This is a genomic window from Uliginosibacterium sp. 31-16, assembly GCF_030730865.1.
Taxonomy (GTDB): Bacteria; Pseudomonadota; Gammaproteobacteria; order Burkholderiales; family Rhodocyclaceae; genus Uliginosibacterium.
Window position 1 is genome coordinate 1,237,571 of the sequence record NZ_JAVALZ010000001.1, and the last position, 24,565, is coordinate 1,262,135.

At 63.6% G+C, this 24,565-nt stretch carries 25 protein-coding genes; 11 read left to right on the top strand and 14 right to left on the bottom strand.

All coding sequences use genetic code 11. The features are described from left to right. Positions 1-34: 34 nt before the first annotated feature. Genes purH through purD form a run of 3 tightly spaced genes read left to right on the top strand, consistent with a single transcriptional unit; the run spans position 35 to position 3,499 of the window. On the top strand, positions 35-1,630 hold the full coding sequence (gene purH / locus Q9Q94_RS05700; protein ID WP_305979054.1) for a bifunctional phosphoribosylaminoimidazolecarboxamide formyltransferase/IMP cyclohydrolase: 1,596 nt from the start codon (positions 35-37) through the stop codon (positions 1,628-1,630). Positions 1,631-1,641: 11 nt separating this feature from the next. After that, the gene (gene pagP, locus Q9Q94_RS05705) at positions 1,642-2,220 is read left to right on the top strand and encodes a lipid IV(A) palmitoyltransferase PagP (protein WP_305979055.1); all 579 of its coding nucleotides are present in this window, start codon (positions 1,642-1,644) and stop codon (positions 2,218-2,220) included. A 10-nt stretch (positions 2,221-2,230) separates the two neighbouring features. Continuing rightward, positions 2,231-3,499: a phosphoribosylamine--glycine ligase gene (gene purD / locus Q9Q94_RS05710; protein ID WP_305979056.1), complete on the top strand. Its 1,269-nt coding sequence runs from the start codon at positions 2,231-2,233 to the stop codon at positions 3,497-3,499. Between the two features lie 193 nt (positions 3,500-3,692). Here purD and Q9Q94_RS05715 read toward each other — a convergent pair whose 3' ends face one another. The 4 genes from Q9Q94_RS05715 to Q9Q94_RS05730 form a co-directional block, all read right to left on the bottom strand. Then, positions 3,693-4,082 carry an RNA-binding S4 domain-containing protein gene (locus tag Q9Q94_RS05715; protein WP_305979057.1) on the bottom strand — a complete coding sequence of 130 codons (390 nt, stop codon included), beginning with the start codon at positions 4,080-4,082 and terminating at the stop codon, positions 3,693-3,695. 94 nt (positions 4,083-4,176) lie between these two features. Beyond that, positions 4,177-4,575 carry a VOC family protein gene (locus tag Q9Q94_RS05720; protein WP_305979058.1) on the bottom strand — a complete coding sequence of 133 codons (399 nt, stop codon included), beginning with the start codon at positions 4,573-4,575 and terminating at the stop codon, positions 4,177-4,179. Then, complete coding sequence (locus tag Q9Q94_RS05725) at positions 4,575-5,210, bottom strand: glutathione S-transferase family protein (protein ID WP_305979059.1); 636 nt, start codon at positions 5,208-5,210, stop codon at positions 4,575-4,577. Before Q9Q94_RS05725 ends, Q9Q94_RS05720 begins: the two co-directional genes overlap by 1 nt. Before the next feature lie 208 nt (positions 5,211-5,418). Next, entirely contained in the window at positions 5,419-7,368 is a 1,950-nt protein-coding gene (locus Q9Q94_RS05730; protein ID WP_305979060.1) for a lytic transglycosylase domain-containing protein, read from the bottom strand. 110 nt (positions 7,369-7,478) lie between these two features. Between Q9Q94_RS05730 and Q9Q94_RS05735 the strand changes: the two genes are divergently transcribed. Continuing rightward, positions 7,479-8,063 carry a 5-formyltetrahydrofolate cyclo-ligase gene (locus tag Q9Q94_RS05735; protein WP_305979061.1) on the top strand — a complete coding sequence of 195 codons (585 nt, stop codon included), beginning with the start codon at positions 7,479-7,481 and terminating at the stop codon, positions 8,061-8,063. Between the two features lie 117 nt (positions 8,064-8,180). Here Q9Q94_RS05735 and Q9Q94_RS05740 read toward each other — a convergent pair whose 3' ends face one another. The 7 genes from Q9Q94_RS05740 to Q9Q94_RS05770 form a co-directional block, all read right to left on the bottom strand. Beyond that, positions 8,181-8,861 carry a DUF799 domain-containing protein gene (locus tag Q9Q94_RS05740; protein WP_305979062.1) on the bottom strand — a complete coding sequence of 227 codons (681 nt, stop codon included), beginning with the start codon at positions 8,859-8,861 and terminating at the stop codon, positions 8,181-8,183. After that, on the bottom strand, positions 8,858-9,220 hold the full coding sequence (locus Q9Q94_RS05745; RefSeq protein WP_305979063.1) for a DUF4810 domain-containing protein: 363 nt from the start codon (positions 9,218-9,220) through the stop codon (positions 8,858-8,860). The genes Q9Q94_RS05740 and Q9Q94_RS05745 overlap by 4 nt, the downstream gene beginning before the upstream one ends. A gap of 10 nt (positions 9,221-9,230) precedes the next feature. Beyond that, positions 9,231-9,896 carry a CsgG/HfaB family protein gene (locus Q9Q94_RS05750; RefSeq protein WP_305979064.1) on the bottom strand — a complete coding sequence of 222 codons (666 nt, stop codon included), beginning with the start codon at positions 9,894-9,896 and terminating at the stop codon, positions 9,231-9,233. Positions 9,897-10,052: 156 nt separating this feature from the next. Then, positions 10,053-11,285 carry a phosphoglycerate kinase gene (gene pgk, locus Q9Q94_RS05755; RefSeq protein WP_305979065.1) on the bottom strand — a complete coding sequence of 411 codons (1,233 nt, stop codon included), beginning with the start codon at positions 11,283-11,285 and terminating at the stop codon, positions 10,053-10,055. A 148-nt stretch (positions 11,286-11,433) separates the two neighbouring features. Continuing rightward, on the bottom strand, positions 11,434-12,390 hold the full coding sequence (locus Q9Q94_RS05760) for an alpha/beta hydrolase (protein WP_305979066.1): 957 nt from the start codon (positions 12,388-12,390) through the stop codon (positions 11,434-11,436). Positions 12,391-12,419: 29 nt separating this feature from the next. Further along, entirely contained in the window at positions 12,420-13,376 is a 957-nt protein-coding gene (locus Q9Q94_RS05765; RefSeq protein ID WP_305979067.1) for an alpha/beta hydrolase, read from the bottom strand. Positions 13,377-13,539: 163 nt separating this feature from the next. Then, positions 13,540-14,709 (bottom strand): nitronate monooxygenase family protein, encoded by a 1,170-nt coding sequence (locus Q9Q94_RS05770; RefSeq protein ID WP_305979068.1) that lies wholly within the window; start codon positions 14,707-14,709, stop codon positions 13,540-13,542. A 104-nt stretch (positions 14,710-14,813) separates the two neighbouring features. On the opposite strand from Q9Q94_RS05770, the gene Q9Q94_RS05775 reads away from it, so the two are divergent. The 4 genes from Q9Q94_RS05775 to Q9Q94_RS05785 all read left to right on the top strand — a co-directional run bounded on the left by Q9Q94_RS05775 (position 14,814) and on the right by Q9Q94_RS05785 (position 16,185). After that, positions 14,814-15,203, top strand: a complete 390-nt coding sequence (locus tag Q9Q94_RS05775) for a group II truncated hemoglobin (RefSeq protein ID WP_305979069.1) — start codon at positions 14,814-14,816, stop codon at positions 15,201-15,203. Positions 15,204-15,254: 51 nt separating this feature from the next. Beyond that, a complete protein-coding gene (locus Q9Q94_RS18020; protein WP_371929818.1) occupies positions 15,255-15,515 on the top strand; it encodes a heme-binding protein in 261 nt (86 codons plus the stop codon). Continuing rightward, positions 15,416-15,682 (top strand): heme-binding protein, encoded by a 267-nt coding sequence (locus Q9Q94_RS05780; RefSeq protein WP_371929829.1) that lies wholly within the window; start codon positions 15,416-15,418, stop codon positions 15,680-15,682. Before Q9Q94_RS18020 ends, Q9Q94_RS05780 begins: the two co-directional genes overlap by 100 nt. Positions 15,683-16,017: 335 nt before the next feature. Next, positions 16,018-16,185, top strand: a complete 168-nt coding sequence (locus Q9Q94_RS05785) for a hypothetical protein (RefSeq protein WP_305979071.1) — start codon at positions 16,018-16,020, stop codon at positions 16,183-16,185. A gap of 1 nt (position 16,186) precedes the next feature. Here the strand turns inward: Q9Q94_RS05785 and Q9Q94_RS05790 are convergent, their stop codons facing one another. Next, complete coding sequence (locus Q9Q94_RS05790) at positions 16,187-18,187, bottom strand: UvrD-helicase domain-containing protein (RefSeq protein ID WP_305979490.1); 2,001 nt, start codon at positions 18,185-18,187, stop codon at positions 16,187-16,189. Positions 18,188-18,456: 269 nt separating this feature from the next. On the opposite strand from Q9Q94_RS05790, the gene Q9Q94_RS05795 reads away from it, so the two are divergent. Beyond that, positions 18,457-18,978, top strand: coding sequence for a hypothetical protein (locus tag Q9Q94_RS05795; RefSeq protein WP_305979072.1), 522 nt, complete (start codon positions 18,457-18,459; stop codon positions 18,976-18,978). Positions 18,979-19,195: 217 nt separating this feature from the next. On the opposite strand, the gene Q9Q94_RS05800 is transcribed toward Q9Q94_RS05795, so the two are convergent. Then, the gene (locus Q9Q94_RS05800) at positions 19,196-20,122 is read right to left on the bottom strand and encodes a LysR family transcriptional regulator (RefSeq protein ID WP_305979073.1); all 927 of its coding nucleotides are present in this window, start codon (positions 20,120-20,122) and stop codon (positions 19,196-19,198) included. A 102-nt stretch (positions 20,123-20,224) separates the two neighbouring features. Here Q9Q94_RS05800 and metE point away from each other — a divergent pair, with 102 nt between their 5' ends. Further along, positions 20,225-22,519 carry a 5-methyltetrahydropteroyltriglutamate--homocysteine S-methyltransferase gene (gene metE, locus Q9Q94_RS05805; protein WP_305979074.1) on the top strand — a complete coding sequence of 765 codons (2,295 nt, stop codon included), beginning with the start codon at positions 20,225-20,227 and terminating at the stop codon, positions 22,517-22,519. A 73-nt stretch (positions 22,520-22,592) separates the two neighbouring features. Next, positions 22,593-22,991, top strand: coding sequence for a dihydroneopterin aldolase (locus tag Q9Q94_RS05810; protein WP_305979075.1), 399 nt, complete (start codon positions 22,593-22,595; stop codon positions 22,989-22,991). A 102-nt stretch (positions 22,992-23,093) separates the two neighbouring features. On the opposite strand, the gene Q9Q94_RS05815 is transcribed toward Q9Q94_RS05810, so the two are convergent. Further along, a complete protein-coding gene (locus tag Q9Q94_RS05815) occupies positions 23,094-24,347 on the bottom strand; it encodes a TIGR03862 family flavoprotein (RefSeq protein WP_305979076.1) in 1,254 nt (417 codons plus the stop codon). Between the last annotated feature and the right edge of the window lie 218 nt (positions 24,348-24,565).

Here is a 24,565-nt window from a genome sequence, read left to right on the forward strand (position 1 = left end):
CTGCAAACATCTTCCATCACATTCAGGTCAGACCATGAAAGTCACCCAAGCCCTTCTCAGCGTTTCCGATAAAAGCGGTGTGGTCGAGTTCGCTCGCGAGCTCTCCGTCCTCGGCGTCGAACTCCTGTCCACCGGCGGCACGGCCAAGGCTCTGCGCGACGCCGGGCTGGATGTGACCGATGTAGGTGACTACACCGGTTTCCCCGAGATGCTGGATGGCCGCGTCAAGACCCTGCACCCCAAGGTGCATGGCGGCATCCTTGCCCGTCGCGATGTGCCCGAGCATCTGGCCACCATCGAAGCGCACCACATCCCGCGCATCGACCTTGTGGTGGTGAACCTCTACCCCTTCCAGGCCACCGTGGCCAAGGACGGCTGCACGCTCGCTGACGCCATCGAGAACATCGACATTGGCGGCCCGACCATGGTGCGCGCTGCGGCCAAGAATCACGGCAATGAGGCGGGTGGCGTCGGCATCGTGACCGATCCGGCCGACTATGTGGCCATCGTTGCGGAACTCAAGTCCAACGCCTGCACGCTCAGCCACAAGACCCGCTTCGAACTGGCCCGCAAGGCTTTCACCCACACCGCGCGCTACGATTCGGCGATTGCCAACTGGCTGACCGCCGTGAACGCCGACAAGCTGGTCGACAATGCTGCACCCGAGCGGGTCGAGTACCCGACCCGCCTGCAACTGGCTTTCGACAAGGTGCAGGACCTGCGCTACGGCGAGAACCCGCACCAGACCGCCGCCTTTTACCGCGATCTGGCCTCGCCCGCTGGCGGTATTGGCAGCTACACCCAGCTGCAGGGCAAGGAACTCTCCTACAACAACATCGCCGACTCCGATGCGGCCTGGGAATGCGTCAAGGCTTTCGACACCTCGGCAGTTGCCTGTGTCATCGTCAAGCACGCCAACCCCTGCGGCGTGGCGCTCGGCGCGACGGCTGAAGAAGCCTATCGCAAGGCCTTCTCCACCGATCCGACCTCGGCCTTCGGCGGCATCATCGCCTTCAACGCCGAAGTCGACAAAGCCACGGCCGAAGCCATCTCCGGCCAGTTCATGGAAGTCTGCATCGCCCCGTTCTACACCGCCGAGGCCCTCGAGCTGCTCGCGGTGAAGAAGAACGTGCGCGTGCTCACCTGCCCGCTCGGCAAGATCAGCCAGACCGACTACAAGCGCGTGGCCGGTGGTCTCCTGGTGCAGACCTATGACGATGCCGTGCTGCGCGAAGCCGACATCAAGGTCGTTACCAAGCGTGCGCCGACGCCGAAGGAAATGAGCGATCTGCTCTTCGCCTGGCGCGTGGCCAAGTACGTGAAGTCCAACGCCATTGTCTATTGCAAGGACGGCATGACCGTTGGTGTCGGCGCCGGCCAGATGAGCCGCGTCGATTCCGCGCGCATCGCCAGAATCAAGGCCGAGAACGCCGGTCTGGTGATCCCCGGCTGCGTGGTCGCCTCGGATGCCTTCTTCCCGTTCCGTGATGGTCTGGACGTGCTGGCGCAGGCCGGCGCCACCGCCGTCATTCAGCCAGGTGGCTCCATGCGCGATGCTGAAGTCATCGCTGCGGCCGACGAACAGAATGTCGCCATGGTGTTCACCGGTTTCCGTCACTTCCGTCACTGAGAGTTTTTTAGATGTCATTGCGTACCGTATTTGCCTTCCTGTGCAGCGTCACCATCGGCCTGCTTGCCACCAATGCCAGTGCCGCCGGGCAAGAGCCCGGCTGGTTCTCCCGTCAGTGGGATGCCGCCAGCACCGAGGTGAAAACTGTTGCCGACGAGGGGAAATGGGATTTCTACGAACCCGTTTATGCCTGGCACCTGCCCTACGCCTACAACTCCGGCCAGCGTGAGAAGTACAACAACACGCCCTGGCCGGCTTTCGGTATCGGCAAGGGCCGCTACGACGAAAAGGGCAATCGCAGCAGCCTGTACGCCATGGGGTATATCGACTCGAACGACAAGTGGTCGGCCAATGTTGGCTACGGCTACTCCTGGCAGTATGGTCAGCGCCACGGGTTCAACTACGGTCTGGGTTACACCGTTGGTCTGATGACCCGCGAAGATTATTTCAATCGCGTACCTTTCCCCTTCATCCTGCCGACGGCTTCGCTGGGCTATGACAACTACAAGGTCGAGACCGGATACGTTCCAGGCGTCAAGAAGGGTACCGGCAACATCCTGTTCATCTGGCTCAAGTACGAACTGAAGTAAAAACTCCATCATGAAAATTCTTGTCATCGGTTCTGGCGGCCGCGAACACGCCCTGGCCTGGAAGCTGGCCCAGTCGCCGCGTCTGCAAAAGGTCTATGTCGCGCCAGGCAACGCAGGGACCGCACTGGAGCCGGCGCTGGAAAACGTGCCGGCCAACAGCATCACGGAGTGGATTGCCTTCGTGAAACGCGAAGGCATCGCGCTCACCGTGGTGGGGCCGGAGGCGCCTCTGGCGGCGGGCATTGTGGATGCGTTCCGTGCCGAGGGCTTGCCCATCTTCGGGCCGAGCAAGGCCTGTGCGCAGCTTGAGGCCTCCAAGGATTTTGCCAAGGCGTTCATGCAGCGTCACGGCATTCCCACCGCGAAGTATCAGACCTTCTCGGACGCCGCTGCCGCGCATGCCTACATCGATGCCGAAGGTGCGCCGATCGTCATCAAGGCCGACGGGTTGGCTGCCGGCAAGGGCGTGGTGGTGGCCATGTCGCTGGACGAAGCACATGCCGCCATCGACATGATGCTGCTCGACAACAAGATGGGCGACGCCGGTGCGCGCGTGGTCATCGAGGAATTCATGGCTGGCGAAGAAGCCAGCTTCATCGTCATGTGCGATGGCAAGCATGCACTGGCCATGGCGACCAGCCAGGACCACAAACGCCTGCTCGACGCTGATCAGGGCCCCAACACCGGCGGCATGGGCGCCTACTCACCGGCTCCGGTGGTCACCCCGGCGGTGCACGCGCGTGCCATGCGCGAAGTGATCAAGCCCGTGCTCGACGGCATGATTGCCGAAGGCACGCCTTATACCGGCTTCCTGTATGCCGGCCTGATGATCGATGAAGCCGGTGCGCCGCGCGTAGTCGAATTCAACTGCCGTTTCGGCGACCCGGAAACCCAGCCGGTGATGATGCGGCTGAAAACCGATCTGGTCGATCTGGTCGAGGCTGCCATTGCTGGCAAGCTGGATACCGCCGAGGCCGACTGGGACCGGCGCGTCGCGCTCGGCGTGGTGCTGGCTGCGGGCGGCTACCCGGATGATCCGCGCAAGGGCGATGCGATCAGCGGGCTGGAGGCCAAACAGGAGGATGCCCATGTCTTCCACGCCGGCACGACCCTGCGCCATGGCAAGGTGGTCAGCAATGGCGGCCGCGTGCTGTGCGTCACCGCGCTCGGCGACTCGGTCAAGGAAGCTCAGACCCGCGCCTACGAGCTGACCAGCAAGATCCACTTCGAAGGCATGCAATACCGTCACGATATCGGCTATCGCGCGATCAAGCGCTGATTCCGGTGTTGCAGGGACAAAGGGCATCGCTGCATTGCACGGTGCCCTTTTGTTTTGAGTGTGCTGAAGAGCCGCGTGCAGCAAGGTCCTTCAGCAGGCCTGCCGGGGAAGGCAATCAGGATGCGGCTTGGCGAGGCTGGTGCATGGGAATGCCCGTCACAAGCCACTCTTCGGACGGCGCTGCATCACGGGCCTAGCCGCCCCGCCAGCGGTCCATGCTGCGCCGGTCGCGCTTGGTCGGGCGGCCGTGGATGTCGGCGGCGGGCTCGACGCGCAGGTGGCGTTCGTCCAGCTGCTTCGCTCGGCGCGCCTGGCTGGCTTCGGTTTCGGCGTAGAGCTTGCGCGCTTCAGGGGCCGGGCCGCGTTTTTCGGAGAGCCCTTCCACCACCAGTTCCCAGTGCAGATCGCCGATGGAGAGTTCCACGCGGTCACCGATCTTCACGTCCTTGGCGGGCTTCACGCGCAGGCCGTTGACCTGCACTCTGCCGCCGTCCACGGCGTCGGTGGCGAGCGAGCGGGTCTTGAAGAAGCGTGCGGCCCACAGCCATTTGTCGATGCGAACCGCGCTTAATTCCGTCACCACGGCAGCCCTGCCTTTGTCGACTTCGTCTGGCCGTGCTCAAGCACTGTCTGCGCCTCGTCTTCGCGGCAGGTCTGCCGTGGAGCGGAATTGTTCATCACTCGATCCAGACGAAAGGATTGAAGGCGACTTCCCACAGATGATCATCAGGGTCGGCAAAATAGCCGGAGTGGCCACCCCAGAACACATCCTGCGCCGGTTTGACGATGCGTCCGCCAGCCGCCTCGGCCTGTGCCAGCACCTGGGCAACTTCTTCCCGGGTACGCACGTTGTGCGCCAGGGTGATACCGCGAAAGCCGCTGCCGGCAGCGTCGCAGCCCACGTCCTCGGCCAGCGCCGCGCGCGGATAGAGCGACAGCCACAAGCCGTTGAGTTGCAGAAAGACCACGCCTTCCTGAGATTCGGGGCGCAGCGGAAAACCCAACGCGAGGTAGAAGTTGCGGGCGCGGGCCAGATCGGCCACACCCAGCGTGATCAGGCTGAGGCGTGCTTCCATCAGACGGGCTCAGCCGGTGTCACGGCTTCAGTCAGGGCCGCCGCTTTCCATTCGAGCATGTGCGGGTGCGCCAGCATCGTTTGCAGATAATCGTTGGCGCCGTTGTCGAGTTGTACGCCATAGCTCTCGAAACGGAAACATACCGGCGCGAACATCATGTCGGCGATGCTGTATTCGCCGAACAGATAGCGACCACGACTGCCGTAATGGGCGCGGCAATGCTTCCAGATCTGGGTGATGCGGGCGATGTCGGCGTCGACTTCCGGCGTGCGCCCCTGGCCGCGCAGATCTGCGCCCACTTCCATCGACATGTGCGTGCGCAGTGCGGAAAAACCGCTATGCATTTCGGCCGACACAGCGCGGGCAACGGCGCGTGCCGCGCCATCCAGCGGCCACAGGGGTGCCACTTCTTCAGCCAGATATTCCGCAATCGCCAGCGAATCCCACACCGCCAGACCATTGTCGATCAGACAGGGCACCTTGCCCGAGGGGCTGAAGTGCTCGATCCGGGTCTTGGTGTCGGGCTGGCGCAGGGGGATGCAGATTTCCTCGAAGGCGAGCCCGCTGGCCTTGGCGGCTAGCCAGGCGCGCAGCGACCAGGAGGACCAGGTTTTTGTGCCGATGATCAGTTGCATGAGAAAACCGCCGTTCCTTGCGTGCAGAGTGCGTGAATTGTGGAGGATCACTTTCTTCAACGCATGGAATTATTGCACGGTCGAACCAATGTAGCCGTGCGTACGTCGGCAAACCGGGGCAGTCCGTAGAACCGCACCCAGCTTGCCTCTCCGGCATGCCATGCCGAAAAACAAGGCAGCAAGCGGCTCGGCAGGGCCGAGCCTGGAATCATGGTTCGTCCGGTGCCAGCGCCAGTTCGGTGGTGTTGGCCGGCACTTTGCCCAGCCGCGTGGTCAGCGACACCGGCCGGCGCTCCAGCAGGGTGGCGTACATCTCGGCGTTGGCCATCACCTTCTTCACGTAGTCGCGGGTTTCCGTGAAGGGAATGGTCTCGGTATAGATTGCGCCTTCCAGCGGTTTGCTGTCGCGCCAGCGGCGCGCCCGGCCGGGGCCGGCGTTATACGCGGCAGAGGCCAGCACCGGGTGGTTGGCCAGCGTATCCAGCACGTGGCGCAGATAGGCGCTGCCGACCTGCACGTTGGTATCGATGGCGGTCAGCCAGCCGGAGTGGTAATCACCCCAGCCCTGGCGTTTGGCAATCCATTTGCCGGTCGCCGGCATCACCTGCATCAGCCCCTGCGCGCCCACGCCGGAGCGGGCGATGGACAGGAAGCGGCTCTCCTGCCGCACCAGCCCGAAGACCCAGGGCAGATCCAGTGCCTGTGCCTGCGCCTCGCGGGCAAACACGTCGTAGTAGGGCGCCAGATAACGCAGCGCGAAATCGTGTTCGTTGCGTGTGCGCTCTGCTGCGTTGATGGCACGGTCGTACAGGCCATTACGACGGGCGACTTCGGCGGCGGCAAGCAGGGTGCGGTCATCCACGCTGCGCAGGCCCCAGGCCCATTCGCGCAGGGCCTCGGTACGCAGATCAAGGCGATACAGCGCAAGCACGCGGCGCGTCTCCGGGGCGTTCTGCACGCGGACGATTTCGGTCTGGGTGACGGGCGCGGCGGCTTTCGGCCAGATGTATTGACGGCCCAGCGCCTCGGTCGACAGGATGCCGTAGAAATGGGGCTGGTCGGCGGCGCGCAGGAAGGCCATCCTTGCTTCGGCGCTCTTGCCCTGCGCCTGCAGGGCGCGGCCCAGCCAGTAGCTCCAGTCGGGCAACTCCTGTTGGGCGGCCGGCATGGCCTCGATGCCCTGACGTACGCCTGCCCAGTTGCCAGCGCGCAGCGCCACACGCACACGCCAGGCCCGTTGCTCATCGGTCATGAGCGTGCCCTGGGCCTGCGCAAACCAGGCCGAGGCCTCCGGCATCTGCGCCAGTGCGGCCATCCAGGCCAGCTGGCCCCACACATAGGCGCGCTCTTCATCGCGGTAGGCACTGCTTTCCAGCCCGCGCCAATGCACCACGGCATCGCGTACATTGCTGCGTGCCAGACGGGCGATGGCGGCCAGCACCACTTCACGCCCGCCGCGTCCGTTCGGATTGCGGGCGTTGGCCGAGGCGAGGAAGCGCGCCGGGTTTTCCAGCGCGACCGTCAGGCTGGCCGGGCTCGGACTCTGGTTCTCGGGCAGCCAGCTCGCCGCGTCGCGTGCCGGGTTGAAGCGCTTCGCCTCAACCAGCCGACGGAAGCGCTGCCACACATCCTCGGAGCCCAGACGGCCGCTGCTCACCAGTGCCTGCAGCGGGGCGTCGCAGGCCGCCGGTGTATCCATCATCGTCAGCCACACGCCTTCCAGGGCACGGCCGGCATCGGCGGCGTAGCTGCCGCCGGATTGGGCGGCCCAGCATTGCGCCTCCTGATCCGGTTGCATCAACAGGCCATACTCGGCCTCGAAAGCTCCCCAGCGCTTCTCGTAAGCCAGGCGCTTCACCCACTCCTGACGCAGTTTCTCGGCCAGCCAGGTGCCGGCATTGCGGCGCAGGAAATCGCTGATTGCCTCGGCCGGAGCCGGTTCGGAAATGCGCGCAATGCGGGCCGACAGCGGCCAGTACTGCACGTACGGCTCCAGCACATGATCAGAGGTGCTGGCAGCCATTGCTACCAGACGCTGCGAATCGCCACGCGTGGCCGCCTCGCGCGCGGCGAGAATGCGCTCATCGCCGGGTTCTGCCTGCACGGCACCACTCAGACCGAGGAGGGCCAGCAGACTCGCGCACAACTTGTACTTCATGACGTAACATCCCCAACTGTTTTGACTGCACCCCTCGCCGCTTGCGGGAGAGGGGCCCGGGGGAGAGGATTGCCCCTGCCCACCTGATCCGCACCAAGGCAGCATACCACGTGACTCGCCTCAACCCTGACCGCAAAGCCCGGCGCGCCGCGCTGATCGCCGAGCGTGAAGCCCTCTCGCCGCTGAGCCGCATCCATCTCACGGCCGAGCTGGCCGCGCATCTTGGCGAATTGCTGGACCGTCTCAATCCTCAGACCCTCGGATTCTGCTGGCCGTTCCGTGGCGAGCCTGATCTGCGTGAATTTCTTTCGCTGTGGCGCGCGCAGGGCCCGGGGCGCCTGCTTGCTTTGCCCATCGTGCCGGAAACGCCCGGCCCGCTTGCCTTTCACACCTGGCGCCCCGGCGACCCAATGGTGACGGACCGCTTCGGCATACCTGCCCCGCAAGGCACGCCACAAGCGGCTCCCGACGTGGTGCTCGTACCGGTGAATGGCTTCGACGCGCGTGGCTATCGCATCGGCTACGGCGGCGGCTTCTTCGACCGCACCCTGGCGGCGCTGCGGCCCGCACCGATTGCCGTCGGGGTCGGTTTCGAAATCGCCCGGGTGGATGACGTGTTGCCCGAGCCGCACGACCTGCCACTGGACTGGATGGTGACTGAAGTCGGCGTGGTGGTCAGCCCGGCGGCTTGCTGAAGCAGGCACGGTGAGGCTTATACGCGGGAATCCGGCGCGCCAGAAAAAACGGAGCGGCAGCACGGCCCTGTCTGAACCGTGTTGCCGCTCCGTGGCGGACATGCCGGGCGGGAAGGCTCAGCGCTGCGGCGCGTCGTCCTTGCCGTAGTTTGCCGCGTGCGGGCCGTAGAGCAGGCCGTTGGGGCGCGGTGCCAGCAGACGCTGGCTGGTGATGCCGGCAATCGGATGGCCCTGCTCGCTGACCGTATTCACGACCTGCTTCACCGCCGCCGTCACCAGCATGCCGATCAGCCCGCCACCGCTGTTGTTGTTATTGCCTTCGTCGTTCGAGGCCGTTGCTACGCCGTTCCACAGGGTTGTGCCGGTCCTGAGATCGACCAGTTTGGCGTTGGCGGTCACCCGCGTGACGCTGGAGAACACCATGTAGCGCGTGCCGTAATCGGTGATCTCGATGTACAGCGCGGCATCGGCGCCGAAGATCTCACGCAGTTTGGCATGGCTTACCCCGACGATTTCGTCGGGGCTGACGAGGCCGTTCTGGCGGAAGGTCTCATCCACCATCGCCACCGGAAACACGTAGTAGCCCGCTTCACCCAGCGGATAACTGGTCCAGGAGAGGAAGCTGTAGGTGGCCTTCACGTCCGGCGACTTGTTGACCGGCGGCAGCACCAGGATCGACTTCGGCCTGGCCTGTTTGAAGGCGGTGTAGTCGTAAGGCTTGGGCGTTGCGCAGGCAACGAGCAGGGCGGTGGCAGCGCAGGTGGCGGCGAGCTTGAGGAAGCGGCTTGCGTGCATCATTTCTTCTCACCCCCGCCCAGTTTCGCGAGCATGAAGTCCATATAGGTTGTCGACTCCGGGAACAGCGCCTTCTCGGCCTCGAAGGCCTGGCGGGCCAGATCCGGCTTGCCCTCGGCGATGTGCAGCATGCCGAGGTGGGCATGGAAGCCCGGTGGCAGTGCCTTGTTTGCCGCGCGAGCCTCCTCCTGCGTTTTCTGCAGGGCGAGGATTTCGGCGTTGTGATCACCGTCCTGCGCCTTCAGGTAGGTGTAAACCTGTGGCTGGTAGCTGCCCCAGTGGTACAGCGTCGGCGTGCCGGCACAGCCGGCGAGCAATGCGAGCGCCAGCAGTGCGGCAAAAAATCTGCAGTTCAGATTCATCGTGCCGACCTTACTTCGCCGGACGCCAGGCACCGGTTTCGACACCGCGTACCAGCGTGTTGACCGCCTCGCGGATCGCCAGGTCCAGAACCTTGCCGTTGAGCGTCGAGTCATAACCTGCGGTGCCGCCGAAGCCGATCACCTCGCGGTTGGACAGGCTGTACTCGCCCGCACCGGAGGCCGAATACACGACTTCTGACGTGCGCACATCAACGATGTTCAGATTGACCTTGGCATACGCCACCTGTTCGCGGCCACGCCCGAGAATGCCGAAGAGCTGATGATCGCCCACCTCTTTGCGGCCGAACTCGGAAACGTCACCGGTCACCACATAGTCTGCACCCTTGATGGTTTGCGCTTCCTTGTTGAAACCGGCTTCCTGCGCGGTTTCCTTCAGGTTCTCGCGGTCCAGCACGCTGAAGCGGCCGGTCTGCTGCAGGTGGGTGATGAGAATGGTCTTGGCCTGGCTGCCGAGGCGATCCACGTTGTCCGAGAAAATGCCGCGCATGTAGGACGAGCGGTTATCAAACTTGCCGACCGACAAAGGGCTGCGCGGACCGGCGTAAGACTGGCCGGCGGTGTTGACCTTGGCAACCTCCAGGGTGCGCGAGGATTCGGTGGCGCAACCGGCCAGCAGGGCCGCGAACAGGGCGGCGATAAAGAGTGACTTGCTCATGATGGACTCCTGAAAGACAGACAGTGAAACGCCTGCGAAGGACGCGAGGATACGCGAAATGATTGGTGACGCGTGGCTCTGGATCAACCGCCTGAGCCGGACATGAAAAAGGCCTGCCACACCGGCAGACCTTTGCACATCCGGCGTGAACCGGAATTACTTGTTGCTGAGTGCTTCGACGCCCGGCAGAGCCTTGCCTTCGAGGAATTCCAGCGAAGCGCCGCCGCCGGTGGACACGTGGGAGACCTGATCTTCCAGACCGGCCTTCTCGACCGCAGCCACGGAGTCACCGCCACCGACGATGGTGATCGCGCCCTTGGCGGTGGCTTCGGTCAGTGCGTTGGCCACCGCGTAGGTGCCGACAGCCGAAGCGTCGATCTCGAACACGCCCATCGGGCCGTTCCACAGCACGGTCTTCGCGCCACGCACGATGTCTGCGTAGAGAGCGGCGCTCTTGGAGCCGATGTCCACGCCTTCCTGATCAGCCGGGATGGCAGTGGAAGCGACTTCGACCAGACCGTCGAGGGTACGCGCACCGAAGTCCAGCTTCTTGGTGACCATGGTGTCGATCGGCAGCACCAGCTTGTCGCCGGCCTTGGCCATCAGGCTCTTGGCCAGCTCGACCTTGTCCAGTTCGCACAGCGAGTTGCCGACTTCGTAGCCCATGGCCTTGAAGAAGGTAAAGGCCATGCCGCCACCGATCAGCAGCTTGTCGACCTTGGGCAGCAGAGCTTCGACCACGTCGATCTTGCCGGAGATCTTGGAACCACCAATGATCGCCACCAGCGGACGCACCGGCTTGTTCACGGCTTCACCGAGGAAATCCAGTTCCTTCTTCAGCAGCAGGCCCGAGGCGCGCGGCAGATTGATGCCGACGACCGAGCTGTGGGCGCGGTGAGCGGTACCGAAAGCGTCCAGCACGAACACGTCGCCGTGGCGGGAGAGCGCGGCGCGGAAGGCTTCGATGGCTTCCGGCGTGGCCTTGGTGACGTTGCCTTCCTTGTCCTTGACCTTGCCTTCTTCTTCCAGGTGGTAGCGCACGTTTTCGAGCAGCACCACTTCGCCCGCGGCGAGCTTGCTGGTCACGGCTTCGACTTCAGCGCCGACGCAGTCGGAGAGGAACTTCACCGGCTTGCCCAGCAGCTTTTGCAGGCGTTCGGCCACCGGGGCCAGGGTGCACTTGGCGACAACCTTGCCGTCCGGACGGCCGAGGTGCGACATCAGGACAACGGAAGCGCCTTTGTCCAGCGCGTACTTGATGGTCGGCAGGGCGGCGCGGATGCGCTTGTCGCTTTCGACAACACCGTTATTCACAGGCACGTTGAAATCCACGCGCATCAGCACGCGCTTGCCGGCGAGGTCCAGATCTTCGATGAACAGTTTGGTCATGTTTATTCCATTAATGAAAACAGGGGTTTGGCAACCTACCATTCTATTATCGGATTGTGGCAAATGCTCAACAGCCTTGCGCACATCTGTCCTGCGGCAATAAAAATGGCGCCCGGAGGCGCCATGAGAGGGGTATCAGCCGGGGGGCTCAGGGCATCATGTTATTGGCGCCAAGCCAGGCAGCGAACAGATTGGGCCATTCGCTGGCCGATCCGGTCGCCTGACGGATACCAAAACCATGCCCACTGGCGCGGAATACATGGATTTCAGCTGGCACGCCGGATGCGCGCAGCGCCCGGTAAAAGCTCACGCTGTTATCCGGCGGTACCGAAGTGTCGTCGTTGGCACAGGCCAGGAAGCTTGGCGGTGTGGTTTTGGTGACATGCTGCTCGGCCGAGAATTCGGCGATCAACTCGGGTGCCGGTTGCTTGCTGCCAAGCAGAAGCTCGCGAGACTGGGCGTGAGTCAGCTTGTCGGTCATGCTGATCACCGGATAGAGCAGGCCAAGAAAATCGGGCCTGGCCGAGAGTTTGTCGGCTTCGTCGCGCGGCGTGTAGACCGCCTTGTCGAACTGTGTGCCCAGCGTGGCGGCCAGATTGCCGCCCGCCGACATGCCGATCACGCCGACCCGGCTGGCATCCAGTTTCCATTCGGCAGCGTTAGCGCGGATCAGCCGGATGGCCCGCTGAGCGTCCTGCAGGGGGACATTCTGGCGATTGGCATGGCCTTCGCCGGGCAAGCGGTATTTCAGTACGAATGCAGTGATGCCTTTGGCATTCATTGCGCGGGCAATGTCGACACCTTCCTTGTCTGTCACCACGCGTGCGTAGGCGCCACCCGGCATGATCAGCAGCGCGGTGCCATTTGGTTTGGCCGCGACATAGGCGGTCATTGTCGGGTTGAGAACGTTGGTATAAGCACGATCCCTGATGGCCGGATCCTTGCTGCGCTCGGTTGCGGTTTCGACGAGCGTGAGGTTTTCCGAGCCGGGCGCCGTGCTCGCCCATAGCCGGGTTTCCTGCTGGTCTGCCAGCGGCGCAGCGGTGGCCAGGGTCGTGGCGAATGCCATGACCAGACCGGTCAGGCTGTATGCAATGAGTTTCATGGTTTTGTCCCTGTCTTCTCTGGCGCTGTTCAGTTCAGGATGCCGATGGCCTTTAGCCATTCGGTTGCGAAATTCGGCCATCTCGATACCGGCATCTGACGGGTGTCACGAATGCCGAAGCCGTGATTGCCATCCTTGAATATGTGCATTTCAACCGGAACACCGGCCTGGCGCAGGGCCAGGAAATAGCTCAGTCCGTTTTCAGGCGAAACGGCAGGATCGTCGTTGGCCAGGGTGATGAATGTCGGCGGATTGTCCTTGGTGACGTGCAGGTTTGCCGAATAGGCCTGGATCTGCTCCGCCGATGGCGTCTTGCCGATCAGATTGGTGCGCGACTCCATATGCGTCACCTTTTCATCCATGCTGACCACCGGGTAGAGCAGCATCAGGAAATCGGGACGTGCGCTGAGTTTGTCGGCTTCGTCGACCGGCGCATAAACCTTTTTTGCGAACTCGGCACCGAGTGTGGCGCCCATGTGACCGGCGGCTGAAGCACCGAGGAAGCCGATGCGGTTCGGGTCCAGCCCCCATTCCCTGGCGCGGCTGCGCACCAGACGTACTGCGCGCTGGGCATCTTCGAGAGGGACGTCGGCACCGTTCTGGTGGCCTTCGGCGGGCAGGCGGTATTGCAGCAACAGCACGGTCACGCCGTAGGGATTGAGCCAGCGCGCCATTTCGCCGGCCTCCTTGTCGAGCACGATGCGCGTGTAGGCGCCGCCGGGAGCAACGATGACGGCCGCGCCATTGGGTTTGTCCGGCACAAAGGCCGTGAGGTTCGGTTTGATCACCCCGGTGATCGCACGGTCCGGCCAATACAGCACCTTGCTGCGTTCGGTTACCGTCAGGGTGGCCGTGGATGCTTCGGAACCCGGTGCGACACCAGGCCACAGATCAATTACGTCACGGGTTTTCAGCGGTGCCGCAGTGGCACTTGTGGCGCACAGTACCAGTGCGGTCAGCAGACCGCCTTTCCAGGATTTCAACATTGCGTCTCCTCGCAGGAATTGCTCTATGTCCGACAACAAAACAAATGTCAGGCAACAATAGTCTTGCGTGACCGGTCCCTGAATCAGCACAAACCCTAGCCGCTCAAGCAGACATGAAAATGGCGCCCGCAGGCGCCATTCGTCTTTTCGTTGCAGTGCCCACTCAGGCCGGCTTGCCTTCAACCCTGCCGGTCAGCAGCATTTCCAGCAGTTCGCGCACCGGGCGGATTTCGTCGCCGAAGGGCAGCTTGCCTTTGCCACGGAAGAACAGCCCCTGGGCCACGTCGCCCATCTGCGCAGCGGCGAGCTGCTTGTCGATGCAGAACTGGCCGAATTTGGCGAGCTTGTCACGCAGGCCGCATTGCAGCAGGCAGTCGAAGCGCTGCGAGCAGGTGCGGCCCTGTGCGGCGCATTCGGCGGCCTTCTGCAGCATGCCTTCGCGGTTGAGGTAGCGATCCAGCCAGGCCGTGCGCACGGCGCGCGCCGGCAGACCCGCCACGCTCATGAATTCCACCACGTCTTCAGGCTTGGCTTCGGCCAGCACGCGCTTGAATTCGGGGGCGGCGTCGCTTTCTTCGGTCACGGCAAAGGCGGTGCCGACCTGCACACCGGAAGCGCCCAGACCGATCAGCTCCTTGATGCGTGCCAGCGAATTGATGCCGCCGGCTGCGATCAGCGGGATCTCGCCGCGCTTGAGGCCGAGCTTGTCGAGTGCCTCCACGCATTCGGGCAGTACGGTTTCCATGTCGAAACGCTGGTTACCCGTCTCGACCAGATTCGCTGCGCCGAGGTGGCCGCCGGCCCAGCCCGGATGCTCCAGCACGATGGCGTCCGGCAGACGGTTCTTGCGCATCCAGCGCTTCACCACCAGCGACACGCCGCGCGCATCCGACAGGATCGGGATCAGCGCCACATCCTTGAAATCTTCAACCAGCTCCGGCAGATCCAGCGGCAAACCGGCGCCCACCACGATGGCATTCGCACCCGACTGGCAGGCCTGACGCACCAGCTCGGCATACTGGCTCACCGCGCGCATCACGTTCACTGCCACCACACCGGCGCCCCTGGCGCGCTCCAGTGCAGCCTTGACCTCGCGGTCCAGCGCTTCGAGGTTGGCCTTGTCGATCAGCTCGCGCGTGGCGTTCTCGGTGCGCGCCATCAGATCCTTGTGCAGGCGGCGCAGATCGACGCTGGCAATCGTGCCGACACCGCCTTCTGCTGCCACGGCACCGGCCAGACCATGGGCCGACACACCAACGCCCATGCCGCCTTGCACGACAGGAAGCAGCGACTTGCCACGCAGCAGGAGGGACGGCAAAGAATGAGCAATCATGGGGAAACCTCTGAAAATGCGGAATAATTCACACATGAGCTTACTGGAGCCATGCTGCAGCGGGCTTGACCCTGCACAAGCCCGAGACTTTCCCCGGAACCGACATGAGCCCTGAAACTACGCCTTTTGCCGAACTCGGCGGTGAAGCTGTCCTGCGCCGTCTGGTGGACCGTTTCTACGATCTGATGGACGAGTTGCCCGAGGCCTACGTGATCCGCAAGCTGCACCAGGAGGATCTTGCCAGCGCCCGGCAGAAGCTCTTCGAGTATTTCAGCGGCTGGCTGGGTGGCCCGCCCCTGTTTGAAGCGAAGTACGGCCATCCGCGCATGCGCGCCCGCCACATGCCGTTTGCGATTGGCACTGCCGAGCGTGATGCCTGGCTGCTGTGCATGGCGCAGGCGTTTGATGAGGTACTGCCGGCGGGGGCTGCGCGCGATGCGTTCTGGCAGCGGGTGGTTGATCTGGCGGATTTCATGCGCAACCGCGAAGGCTGACGTGCGTCCAAGAGGATAATCGCGACTTCATTTTTGCTGTCGGAGAATCCCATGAGCAATCCCTTGCCCCCGCGCTATGGCGCCCCGATTACCCTGGCTGAAGCAAAGCGCGTGATGGCGGCTGCCGAGGCGGAATGCGCGAAGCAGGGCGACTGGCCGATGGTGATTGCCATCGTCGATGGCAGCGCCAATCTGGTGATGCTGCGCAGGCGCTGGACCATGCCCAGCACGCCAGTCTGGAAGTTGCTCCGTTCAAGGCCGCGACCGCCGCACGATTCCGTCGCCCGACCAAGGTGTTCGAGGATGCGGTAGCCGGTGGGGGTCTGGGCCTGCGCATGTTGTCGATGCCGAACGTGTGCTGCGTGGAAGGCGGCCTGCCTTTGCTGCGCAACGGCGAGGTGATCGGCGCAATCGGCGTGTCCGGCATGAACGCGGCGCAGGACGGAATCATTGCCGCGGCGGGCGTGGCGGCTTTGTAAGAATCGGGGGCCGATCTGCACCCTCTTGCAGACCGGCTTCTGGCGGGCGCCTTCAAGGTACATGCCCGGAAAACCGCGTATCGCGGCGCTGTGCAGGCATCCTGCCTGTTTCGCAAGGCGGGGAGCGGCTCTGCAAAGGGGTATGCCGTAAGGCTTTCTGGCTGCCCGCGTGGCCAGTCAAGAAACGCGGCGGGCCGACGTTGCTGCAGGCAAGCAGCGGTTTTGATCACGCGATTGAAAATGCCAATTGGCAGACCTGCCGGGCGTGATCCAAGCTGGAATCAACGGGCCGTTGCGAGCCTGCCGCATTCACCCCAGACAGAGTCGAGACCATCATGCCCAACCTGCACCGTTCCGCCCGTGCCCCGACCCCGCCCTCCCGTTTCCAGCCGATGCCGCTGGTGAGCGTGTTCCTGTCCCTGATCGGGCGACGCAACCGCAAGCCGCGCGCCATGCCGAATCCGGACTGGGAGCAGGATGAACCGATGACGGGGCTGTCCTGAGTCAGGACTGAGCGGGGCTCTTGTTCGAGCCGAGCATCGCCCGCAGGCCGGCGAGCTTGGCGCGACCTTCCTCCTGCGTGACCGGTGCGGCGTCCTTGTCGGCGCGACGCAGGCCGTCGCCCATTTCGTCGACGAAGCGTGAGAGCTCGACCATGCGGATCTCGCCGCCGAAGCGCCGGCGCTCGCAGGCGGTGATGGTCAGGCTGCGCTGCGCGCGGGTCACGCCCACGTACATGAGGCGGCGCTCTTCCTCGATCTTGTCCTCGTCGATGCTGGACTGGTGGGGCAGCAGACCCTCTTCCACGCCGATCAGGAATACGTGGCCGAACTCCAGCCCCTTGCTGGCGTGCAGCGTGGCGAGCTGCACGGCGTCCGCGTCTTCCTCATTGCCCTTGTCGAGCATGTTGATCAGCGCGATGGTCTGCACCAGATCGTGCAGGGTCTTCTGGTCTTCTTCGCCCTTGCGGCTGAGCCATTCGACGAAATCGCGCACGTTGCGCCAGCGGTTCTGGGCGTCGCGTACTTCAAAGCTTTCCATCAGCCAGGCTTCGTAGCCGATGGTGCGCAGCAGGTCTTCGAGCAGCACGCCGGCGGGCTCCTTGTGGGCGCGGTGGGCGAGCTGCTGGATGTAGTGGCCGAATTTGCGCACGCCTTCGAGCTGGCGTGCGGCAAGGTGCTCGGCGATGCCTTCCTCGAAGGCCGCACCAAACAGGCTGACATGCCGCGTGCCGGCGTAGTTGCCGAGCGCCTCCAGGGTGGCCGCACCCACGCCGCGGCGCGGTGTGGTGATGGCGCGGATGAAGGCCAGATCATCATCTTCGTTGGCCATCAGGCGCAGATAGGAGAGCAGGTCGCGGATCTCGGCCCGGTCAAAGAAGCTCTGCCCGCCGGACATGACATACGGAATGCGGTGATTGCGCAGCTGGGTTTCGATGATGCGGGCCTGATGATTGCCGCGGTACAGGATGGCGTAGTCGGAAAAGTGGGTCTTGTTTTCGAACTTGTGTGCGGTGAGCTTCATTGCCACCAGCTCGGCCTCGTGATCCGGGTCGCGCGCCAGGGTGATGTGGATCGGCTCGCCCAGACCGTGCTCGCTCCACAATTTCTTCTCGAAGAGTTTCTCGTTGTTGGCGATCAGGGTGTTGGCGGCGTTCAGGATGCGGTTGCTGGAGCGGTAGTTCTGCTCCAGCTTGATCACCTTCAGGCGCGGGTAGTCCTTCTGCAACAGGTTGAGGTTCTCCACGTCGGCGCCACGCCAGGCGTAGATGGCCTGATCGTCGTCGCCCACGGCAGTGAAGGCGCCGCGATCGCTGGCGATCTGGCGCAGCAGTTTGTACTGGGCACGGTTGGTGTCCTGATACTCGTCGATCAGCAGATAGCGCAGCTTGTTCTGCCAGCGCTCCCGCGCCTCCGGATGATCGTCGAAGAGGCGCACCGGCAGAGCGATCAGATCGTCGAAATCCACGCCCTGATAGGCGCGCAGGGTTTTCTCGTAAGCCCGGTAGAGCTTTGCCGCCGCATTGCTGGCTTCGTCGGTGACCAGCCGGTCGGCTTCAGAGGGTGTGATCAGTGCATTCTTCCAGCCCGAGATGGCCCACTGGATGGCCTTGGTGGTGGCCTTGTCGGCATTGCCGGACAGCTCGGTGATGATCTGCAGGATGTCCGCTGAATCGAGAATCGAGAACTGCGGCTTGAGGCCGACCAGCTTGGCCTCCTGACGCACGATGCGCACCCCCAGCGAGTGGAAGGTGCACACCGTGAGCTGCTTGGCCGAGCGAGTATCGAGCAGCTTGCCGACGCGCTCCTGCATCTCGTGAGCAGCCTTGTTGGTGAAGGTGATGGCGGCGATGTTGCGTGCCTCCAGCCCGCACTCCTGCACCATGTAGGCGATCTTCTGGGTGATCACGCGCGTCTTGCCGCTGCCCGCGCCGGCGAGCACGAGGCAGGGGCCGTCGAGGTACTTCACGGCTTCGCGCTGGGGGGCATTCAGGTGGGAGAGCATCAGGGGCGGACTGCGTGGGGGAAGGGGCATTTTACCCCATCAAGCCATGCCCTCAGGTCTGGTTCTCGGAGGCCGCAAACGGGCGTTCCGGCGTGCCTGCCCTTCGGTCTGTTATCTATTAAAATCAATGGCTTGAGCTTTGTTTTTGGGGCGAACAAACCGCCGGTCGGTCACTCCGACACAAATTGAATTTATCTATTCGCTATCGCAAGGCAAAACCACAGAATGAGAGTGACTTTTTTCACACTTTCCTGCTTTGGAGCTCCGCGATGAACAGCCCCGACACATCCGCTTTCGTGCCGCGCAAGACCTCGTTCGGTGCGCGCCTGCTCGCCAACCATGACACCACCCTGCCTTCGGGCCTGCGCCGCCTGCTGTTGCTGGCCGACGGGCAGCGCACCGTGTTCACCCTGAGCCAGATGATGCCCGACCGCGATGTGCCGGCCGATCTGCAGGACTTGCTCAAGCGTGGTCTGCTCGAAGATGGCAGCGTGCGCCTGGCGCCGCCCGCGGCAGATCGCATGGGGGCTGCCAGCGACACCGATCCGGATCTGCCGCAGGGCTGGGAATCGGCATCCGGTTTCATGGTGTCACGCGCCCGCGAAACGCTGGGGGTGATGGCCCTTGATGTGATCGACGCACTGGAGCAGGCCAACGACCCCGAGGCCGCGCGTGTCGCCATGAGTCAGTGGTACAAAGCCATGCGCAGTTCGCGCGAAGGGCGCGAGCAGGCCGATGTGGATCGCATCAAGGCCGCCGCGCTGCTCAAGGCCAGCCAGTCCGCCATCTGAATCAGTCCTCCCGTAGCACCTTGAGCCCTGTCGTTAGCGAACGGCAGGGCTCTTTTGTGTGACATGCCTGAAGATCCGCTCCCACGCTTGATTGGCGGGAGGCCTGCCTGAAAAAGTCCGATGGGAAAGGTTCTTCAGAGGGACTCTCCGCGCAGCCCTGCTGCATGCGGTTCTTCAGCCATGCAGGTGGCGCATGTCCGCAGCAGGTGCCCGGATTTCATTTCGCCTGCGGGCCGGGCGCGGGCCGCGCATCTTCACGGTGCTGGCGTGCCATGTCGGTAAAGGCGCGCACATAGTCGATGCCGGCATCCGCCTCGCGAATGCCGAGGAAGATCTGCTTGGGTACGCCGCGTTTGCCCAGCCGCACCGGCGTGAGCTTCAGCTTCGGAGCGTATTCCTCCACCAGCCAGCGCGGCAGGGCCGCGACGCCGCGGCCACTGGCCACCATCTGCAGCATGATGTCGGTGGTCTCGATGGTCTTGTGGCGGCGCGGGCTGATGCCGGCGGGGGTGAGGAACTGTGTATAGATGTCCAGCCGGTCGATGGCCACCGGATAGGTGATCAGGATTTCTTCGGAAAGCTGCCCGGGCGCTATCCATTCTGCCGTGCGCAAGGGGTGCTGCGGCCCCACCACCAGCACCTGTTCGTAATCGAACACCGGCTCGAAAACCAATCCCGGTTTGTAGAGCGGATCGGGCGTGACCAGCATGTCGATCTCGTGGCCGAACAGCGCGCCGATCCCGCCGAACTGGAATTTCTGCTTCACGTCCACATCCACGTCCGGCCAGGCGGCAAGGTAGGGCGAGACGATCTTCAGCAGCCATTGATAGCAGGGGTGGCATTCCATGCCGATGCGCAGGGTGCCGCGCTCGCCCTGGGCGAACTGCTGCAGGCGTGCCTCGGCAAACTCCAGCTGGGGCAGCAGGCGCCTGGCGGTGGCCAGCAGGTATTCCCCGGCCTGGGTGGGGCGCAGGCTGCGTCCTTCGCGATGCCACACCGGCGTGCCGAGCTGGTCTTCCAGCTTGCGCATGGCATGGCTCAGCGCGGATTGCGTCAGATGCAGCGTGTCGGCCGCAGCGGTCAGCGAGCCCTGGCGGTCGACCTCGCGCAGGATAGCCAGATGGATGCGTTCAAGGGTTGCCATTTGTGTGAATTCTGTTCATGGATTGATGAATAAATACCATTTTTATTCATTGATCAGTGATTTTACGATGTTGCCATCTCCTCCTCTCATCCGGCAACGATCATGGCAAGCACCCACAACCTTGGTTTTCCGCGCATTGGCGCAAAGCGCGAACTGAAATTCGCCCTGGAGTCCTACTGGAAAGGCCAGTCCACCCGTGAGGAACTCAAGACGCTGGGCGCGCAGCTGCGCCAGCAGCACTGGCAGGATCAGGCGGCCCTGGATTTTGCCCCGGTCGGCGACTTCTCCTTCTACGATCAGGTGCTCGACATGAGCTTCACGCTGGGCAACCTGCCCGAGCGCGTGCAAGGTTTTCACGGTGATGCGCTGGACAATTACTTCCGGGTTGCCCGTGGCCGCTCAGCGCAGTTGCCCGAAGCCCACGCGGGCTGTTGCGGCGGGGTGGCCGCTGGCGAGATGACCAAGTGGTTTGACACGAACTACCACTACATCGTGCCGGAATTCAGCGCGAACACCCGCTTCAGGCTCGATGCCACGCGCCTGGTGGCACAGCTGAGCGAGGCCCGCGCGCTGGGCGTGAAAGCCAAGCCGGTGATCATCGGCCCGCTCACCTATCTGGCCATCGGCAAGTCCAAGGACGATACCGCGAAGCTCGCACTGTTGCCGCAACTGCTGCCGGTGTATGCCGAGCTGCTCAATGTGCTGGCCGGGCAGGGGGTGGAATGGGTGCAGATCGACGAGCCCATTCTCGTGACCGAACTGGATGCCGACTGGAAACATGCCTTCGGTATTGCCTATCACGCCCTCAAGAGCTGTCGTGCCAAGCTGCTGCTGGCGACTTATTTCGGCCAGCTGCGCGAGAATCTGGAATGGGCGATCAAGCTGCCCACCGGCGGCTTCCATCTGGATGCCGTGAATGCGCGCGACGAGGTGTTGCCTGCGCTGAATTACCTTGCCTCCCACAAGGTGCTGTCACTGGGCGTGATCAATGGGCGCAACATCTGGAAGACCGATCTCACGGCGGTGCTGGACTGGCTGGCGCCAGTGCATGAGCGCCTCGGCGAGCGTCTGTGGATCGCGCCGTCGTGCTCGCTGCTGCATGTGCCGGTGGATCTGGCGAGCGAAGTGAAACTCGATGGCGAGATCAAATCCTGGCTGGCCTTTGCCCGGCAGAAGCTTGCCGAGCTCGGCGTGCTCGCCCGTGCGCTGAATCAGGGGCGTGAGGTGGTGAAAGCAGAGCTCGCTGCCAATCTCGCGGCGGTGGATGCGCGTCGCAAGTCTTCGCGCGTACATAACCCGGCCGTGAAGGCTGCGCTGGCACAGATCAACGCGCAACTCGGCCAGCGTCAGGGCGCTTATGCCGAGCGCGCGGAGAAACAGGCGAAGCGGCTCAAGCTGCCGAAATTTCCCACCACCACCATTGGCTCTTTCCCGCAAACAGCAGAAATCCGCATCGCACGCAGCGAATTCAAGGCCGGAGCAATCAGCGCAGCCAGCTATCAGGCCGCCATGCAGGCCGAGATTGCCCGCAGCGTGCGCGAGCAGGAAGCCCTGGGGCTGGACGTGCTGGTGCATGGTGAGGCCGAGCGCAACGACATGGTCGAATACTTCGGCGAGCAGCTCGACGGCTATGCCTTCAGCCAGTTCGGCTGGGTGCAGTCCTACGGCTCGCGCTGCGTGAAGCCGCCGATCCTGTTCGGTGACATCCACCGTCCGCAGGCAATGACTGTCGACTGGACCCGTTACGCGCAGTCGCTGACCGCAAAGCCGATGAAGGGCATGCTCACCGGGCCGGTGACGATCCTGAACTGGTCTTTCGTGCGCGACGATCAGCCGCGCGCGGTGAGCTGCAGGCAACTGGCGCTCGCCATCCGCGAGGAAGTGCTGGATCTGGAGCGCGCCGGCGTGCAGGTGATCCAGATCGACGAGGCCGCGCTGCGTGAAGGCCTGCCGCTGCGCCGCACGCAATGGCAGGCGTACCTCGACTGGGCGGTGGATTCCTTCCGCATTGCCGCCAACGGTGTGGCCGACGAGACCCAGATCCACACCCACATGTGCTATTCGGAGTTCAACGACATCATTGCCTCAATCGCCGACATGGATGCCGACGTGATCACCATCGAAACTTCGCGTTCCGACATGGAACTGCTCGACGTGTTCGACCACTTCAAGTATCCGAACGAGATCGGTCCGGGCGTGTACGACATTCACTCGCCCAACATTCCGACCGAGCAGCACATGATCACGCTGATGCAGAAGGCCGCCGGGCGCATCCCTGCCGAGCGCCTGTGGGTCAATCCGGATTGCGGGCTGAAGACCCGGCAGTGGCACGAGGTACTCCCTGCACTGACCAACATGGTCGCCGCTGCGAAGACCCTGCGCGCCACGCTGAGCTGAGCTCCTGCAGCAAGCACTCAAGGTTAGTCCCGGCCGCGCGCCGGGACTTTTGCATGCATCAGGATGACCCGCCATGAACGCCCCGAACACCTCCGGACAGCCTGCCCTCACGGCATTCATCAACCGGCGCCTCCGTATCCGGCAACTCTGCCTGCCCGCCTCCATCGGCTTTCACGCCGCAGAGAAGCTGCACACACAACGCGTACTGATCGATATCGAACTGAGCCTTGCACCGCTGACGCATGAAATCCCCGACGAGATAGGCGCAAGCGTCGATTACGACCTGCTGTACCAGGCCATCCCGGAATTGCTGGCTGATCGGCACTTCAATCTGCTGGAAACCCTGTGCCACGCAATCCTCGCGCGCTGCGCGGCGCTTCAGGGCGTGGTGGCCGCGCACGTTGCGGTCAGCAAGCCGGACATCTATGCGGATTGCGAGAGCGCTGGTTATTCCGCGGAATGGCGCATTTAGAAACTGAAATTAGCCTGCCCGAAGACCCGCCTCCAGAGTGGTTCTGCGAGATATGTGTCTGCACAGGTGCGCCAGAAGCAGCTCTCCGCATGGCCTGCCCGCTCAGCCTTGCTGCATGCGGCTCTCCAGCCATGCCGCCGCGCCCTTCCCAGCTGCGCGCCCACTGGCAAAACAGGCGGTGAGCAGGTAGCCGCCGGTGGGCGCTTCCCAGTCCAGCATTTCGCCAGCGCAGAACACGCCGGGGATTTTTGTCAGCATCAGATTCGTGTCGAGCTCTTCGACACGGATGCCGCCGGCGCTGCTGATTGCCTCGGCAATCGGGCGAGGTGCGGCGAGGCGCAGCGGCAAGGTCTTGATCGCCGCGGCCAGGCGCACCGGGTCGTGCATGGCGTCCTTGCTCAGGCATTCATGCAGCAGCCCCATCTTCACGCCCTTGAGCCCCAGACGGCTCTGCAGATGAGATGAAAGCGAGCGGGCGCCGCGCGGATGGGCGACTTCGGTGGCGACCCATTCTGCGCTGCGGCCGGGCAGCAGATCCAGCCACAGTGTGGCGTGAGCATCGGCAAGCAGTGCGTCGCGCAGGGGCGCGGAGAGGGCGTAGACCAGTCCGCCCTCGATGCCGCTGGCGCTGATCAGGCACTCACCGCTGCGCTGCCAGATCCGCCCATCCGGACCGCTGCAGCTCGCGGCGACATTCTTCACCGCTTCGCCGGCAAAACGCTCCTGGAAATGCGCACTCCAGCCGATGTCGAAACCGCAGTTGGCCGGCTGCAGCGGCGCAATGGCAATGCCCCGGTCAGCCAGCCAGGGCAGCCAGGCCGCGTCCGAGCCGAGCTGTGGCCAGCTGGCGCCACCCAGCGCCAGCACGGTGGCGGCGGGTTGCAGGCAGATCTCGCCTGCGGGGGTGGCAAAGCGCAATGCGCCGGATGTGTTCCAGCCCAGCCAGCGATGCCGGACGTGGAATGTGACCCCCGCTTCACGCAGGCGATGCAGCCAGGCACGCAGCAGTGGCGCTGCCTTCATGTCGGTCGGGAAGACCCGGCCGGATGTGCCGATGAAGGTCTCCACGCCCAGACCATGAATCCACGCGCGCAAGGCGTGCGGGCCGAAAGCGGCGAGCAGCGGGGCGAGCCAGCCGGCGCGGGCACCGTAGCGCGCCACAAAGGTGTCCGGCGCTTCGGAGTGGGTGATGTTCATGCCGCCCTTGCCCGCCATCAGGAACTTGCGCCCGACCGAAGGCATGGCATCAAAGACCTCGACACGCAGCCCGCAGCCGGCCAGGGCTTCGGCGGCCATCAGCCCCGCCGGGCCGGCGCCGATGATGGCAATGCGAAGCTGATCAGAGTGGGCGGACATGGCTGGATCGTGAAGGGGTGGCAGGCGTTGCGGCATGAGGAAAGTGACCGTCAGCCGGTGTGCCGACAGGCCGCCATTCTATTACCAAGGCGTTAGTGCGGACGCTTGGGGAGCCGGTCTGGCACAGATCAAATGTTTGCGAGATTGACTGGAAGACGAAGGGAGGAGGCTCTAACATGGCAGCGGTTTTGGCGTTTATTGTCGCATTGCAGCAAAAT

Coding starts and splice junctions, on each gene's coding strand:
- purH (WP_305979054.1), top strand. CDS start 35: ATGAAAGTCACCCAAGCCCTTCTCAGCGTTTCCGATAAAAGCGGTGTG.
- pagP (WP_305979055.1), top strand. CDS start 1,642: ATGTCATTGCGTACCGTATTTGCCTTCCTGTGCAGCGTCACCATCGGC.
- purD (WP_305979056.1), top strand. CDS start 2,231: ATGAAAATTCTTGTCATCGGTTCTGGCGGCCGCGAACACGCCCTGGCC.
- Q9Q94_RS05720 (WP_305979058.1), bottom strand. CDS start 4,575: ATGGAAGCACGCCTCAGCCTGATCACGCTGGGTGTGGCCGATCTGGCC.
- Q9Q94_RS05725 (WP_305979059.1), bottom strand. CDS start 5,210: ATGCAACTGATCATCGGCACAAAAACCTGGTCCTCCTGGTCGCTGCGC.
- Q9Q94_RS05730 (WP_305979060.1), bottom strand. CDS start 7,368: ATGAAGTACAAGTTGTGCGCGAGTCTGCTGGCCCTCCTCGGTCTGAGT.
- Q9Q94_RS05740 (WP_305979062.1), bottom strand. CDS start 8,861: ATGATGCACGCAAGCCGCTTCCTCAAGCTCGCCGCCACCTGCGCTGCC.
- Q9Q94_RS05745 (WP_305979063.1), bottom strand. CDS start 9,220: ATGAATCTGAACTGCAGATTTTTTGCCGCACTGCTGGCGCTCGCATTG.
- Q9Q94_RS05750 (WP_305979064.1), bottom strand. CDS start 9,896: ATGAGCAAGTCACTCTTTATCGCCGCCCTGTTCGCGGCCCTGCTGGCC.
- pgk (WP_305979065.1), bottom strand. CDS start 11,285: ATGACCAAACTGTTCATCGAAGATCTGGACCTCGCCGGCAAGCGCGTG.
- Q9Q94_RS05760 (WP_305979066.1), bottom strand. CDS start 12,390: ATGAAACTCATTGCATACAGCCTGACCGGTCTGGTCATGGCATTCGCC.
- Q9Q94_RS05765 (WP_305979067.1), bottom strand. CDS start 13,376: ATGTTGAAATCCTGGAAAGGCGGTCTGCTGACCGCACTGGTACTGTGC.
- Q9Q94_RS05770 (WP_305979068.1), bottom strand. CDS start 14,709: ATGATTGCTCATTCTTTGCCGTCCCTCCTGCTGCGTGGCAAGTCGCTG.
- Q9Q94_RS05775 (WP_305979069.1), top strand. CDS start 14,814: ATGAGCCCTGAAACTACGCCTTTTGCCGAACTCGGCGGTGAAGCTGTC.
- Q9Q94_RS18020 (WP_371929818.1), top strand. CDS start 15,255: ATGAGCAATCCCTTGCCCCCGCGCTATGGCGCCCCGATTACCCTGGCT.
- Q9Q94_RS05785 (WP_305979071.1), top strand. CDS start 16,018: ATGCCCAACCTGCACCGTTCCGCCCGTGCCCCGACCCCGCCCTCCCGT.
- Q9Q94_RS05790 (WP_305979490.1), bottom strand. CDS start 18,187: ATGCTCTCCCACCTGAATGCCCCCCAGCGCGAAGCCGTGAAGTACCTC.
- Q9Q94_RS05795 (WP_305979072.1), top strand. CDS start 18,457: ATGAACAGCCCCGACACATCCGCTTTCGTGCCGCGCAAGACCTCGTTC.
- Q9Q94_RS05800 (WP_305979073.1), bottom strand. CDS start 20,122: ATGGCAACCCTTGAACGCATCCATCTGGCTATCCTGCGCGAGGTCGAC.
- metE (WP_305979074.1), top strand. CDS start 20,225: ATGGCAAGCACCCACAACCTTGGTTTTCCGCGCATTGGCGCAAAGCGC.
- Q9Q94_RS05810 (WP_305979075.1), top strand. CDS start 22,593: ATGAACGCCCCGAACACCTCCGGACAGCCTGCCCTCACGGCATTCATC.
- Q9Q94_RS05815 (WP_305979076.1), bottom strand. CDS start 24,347: ATGTCCGCCCACTCTGATCAGCTTCGCATTGCCATCATCGGCGCCGGC.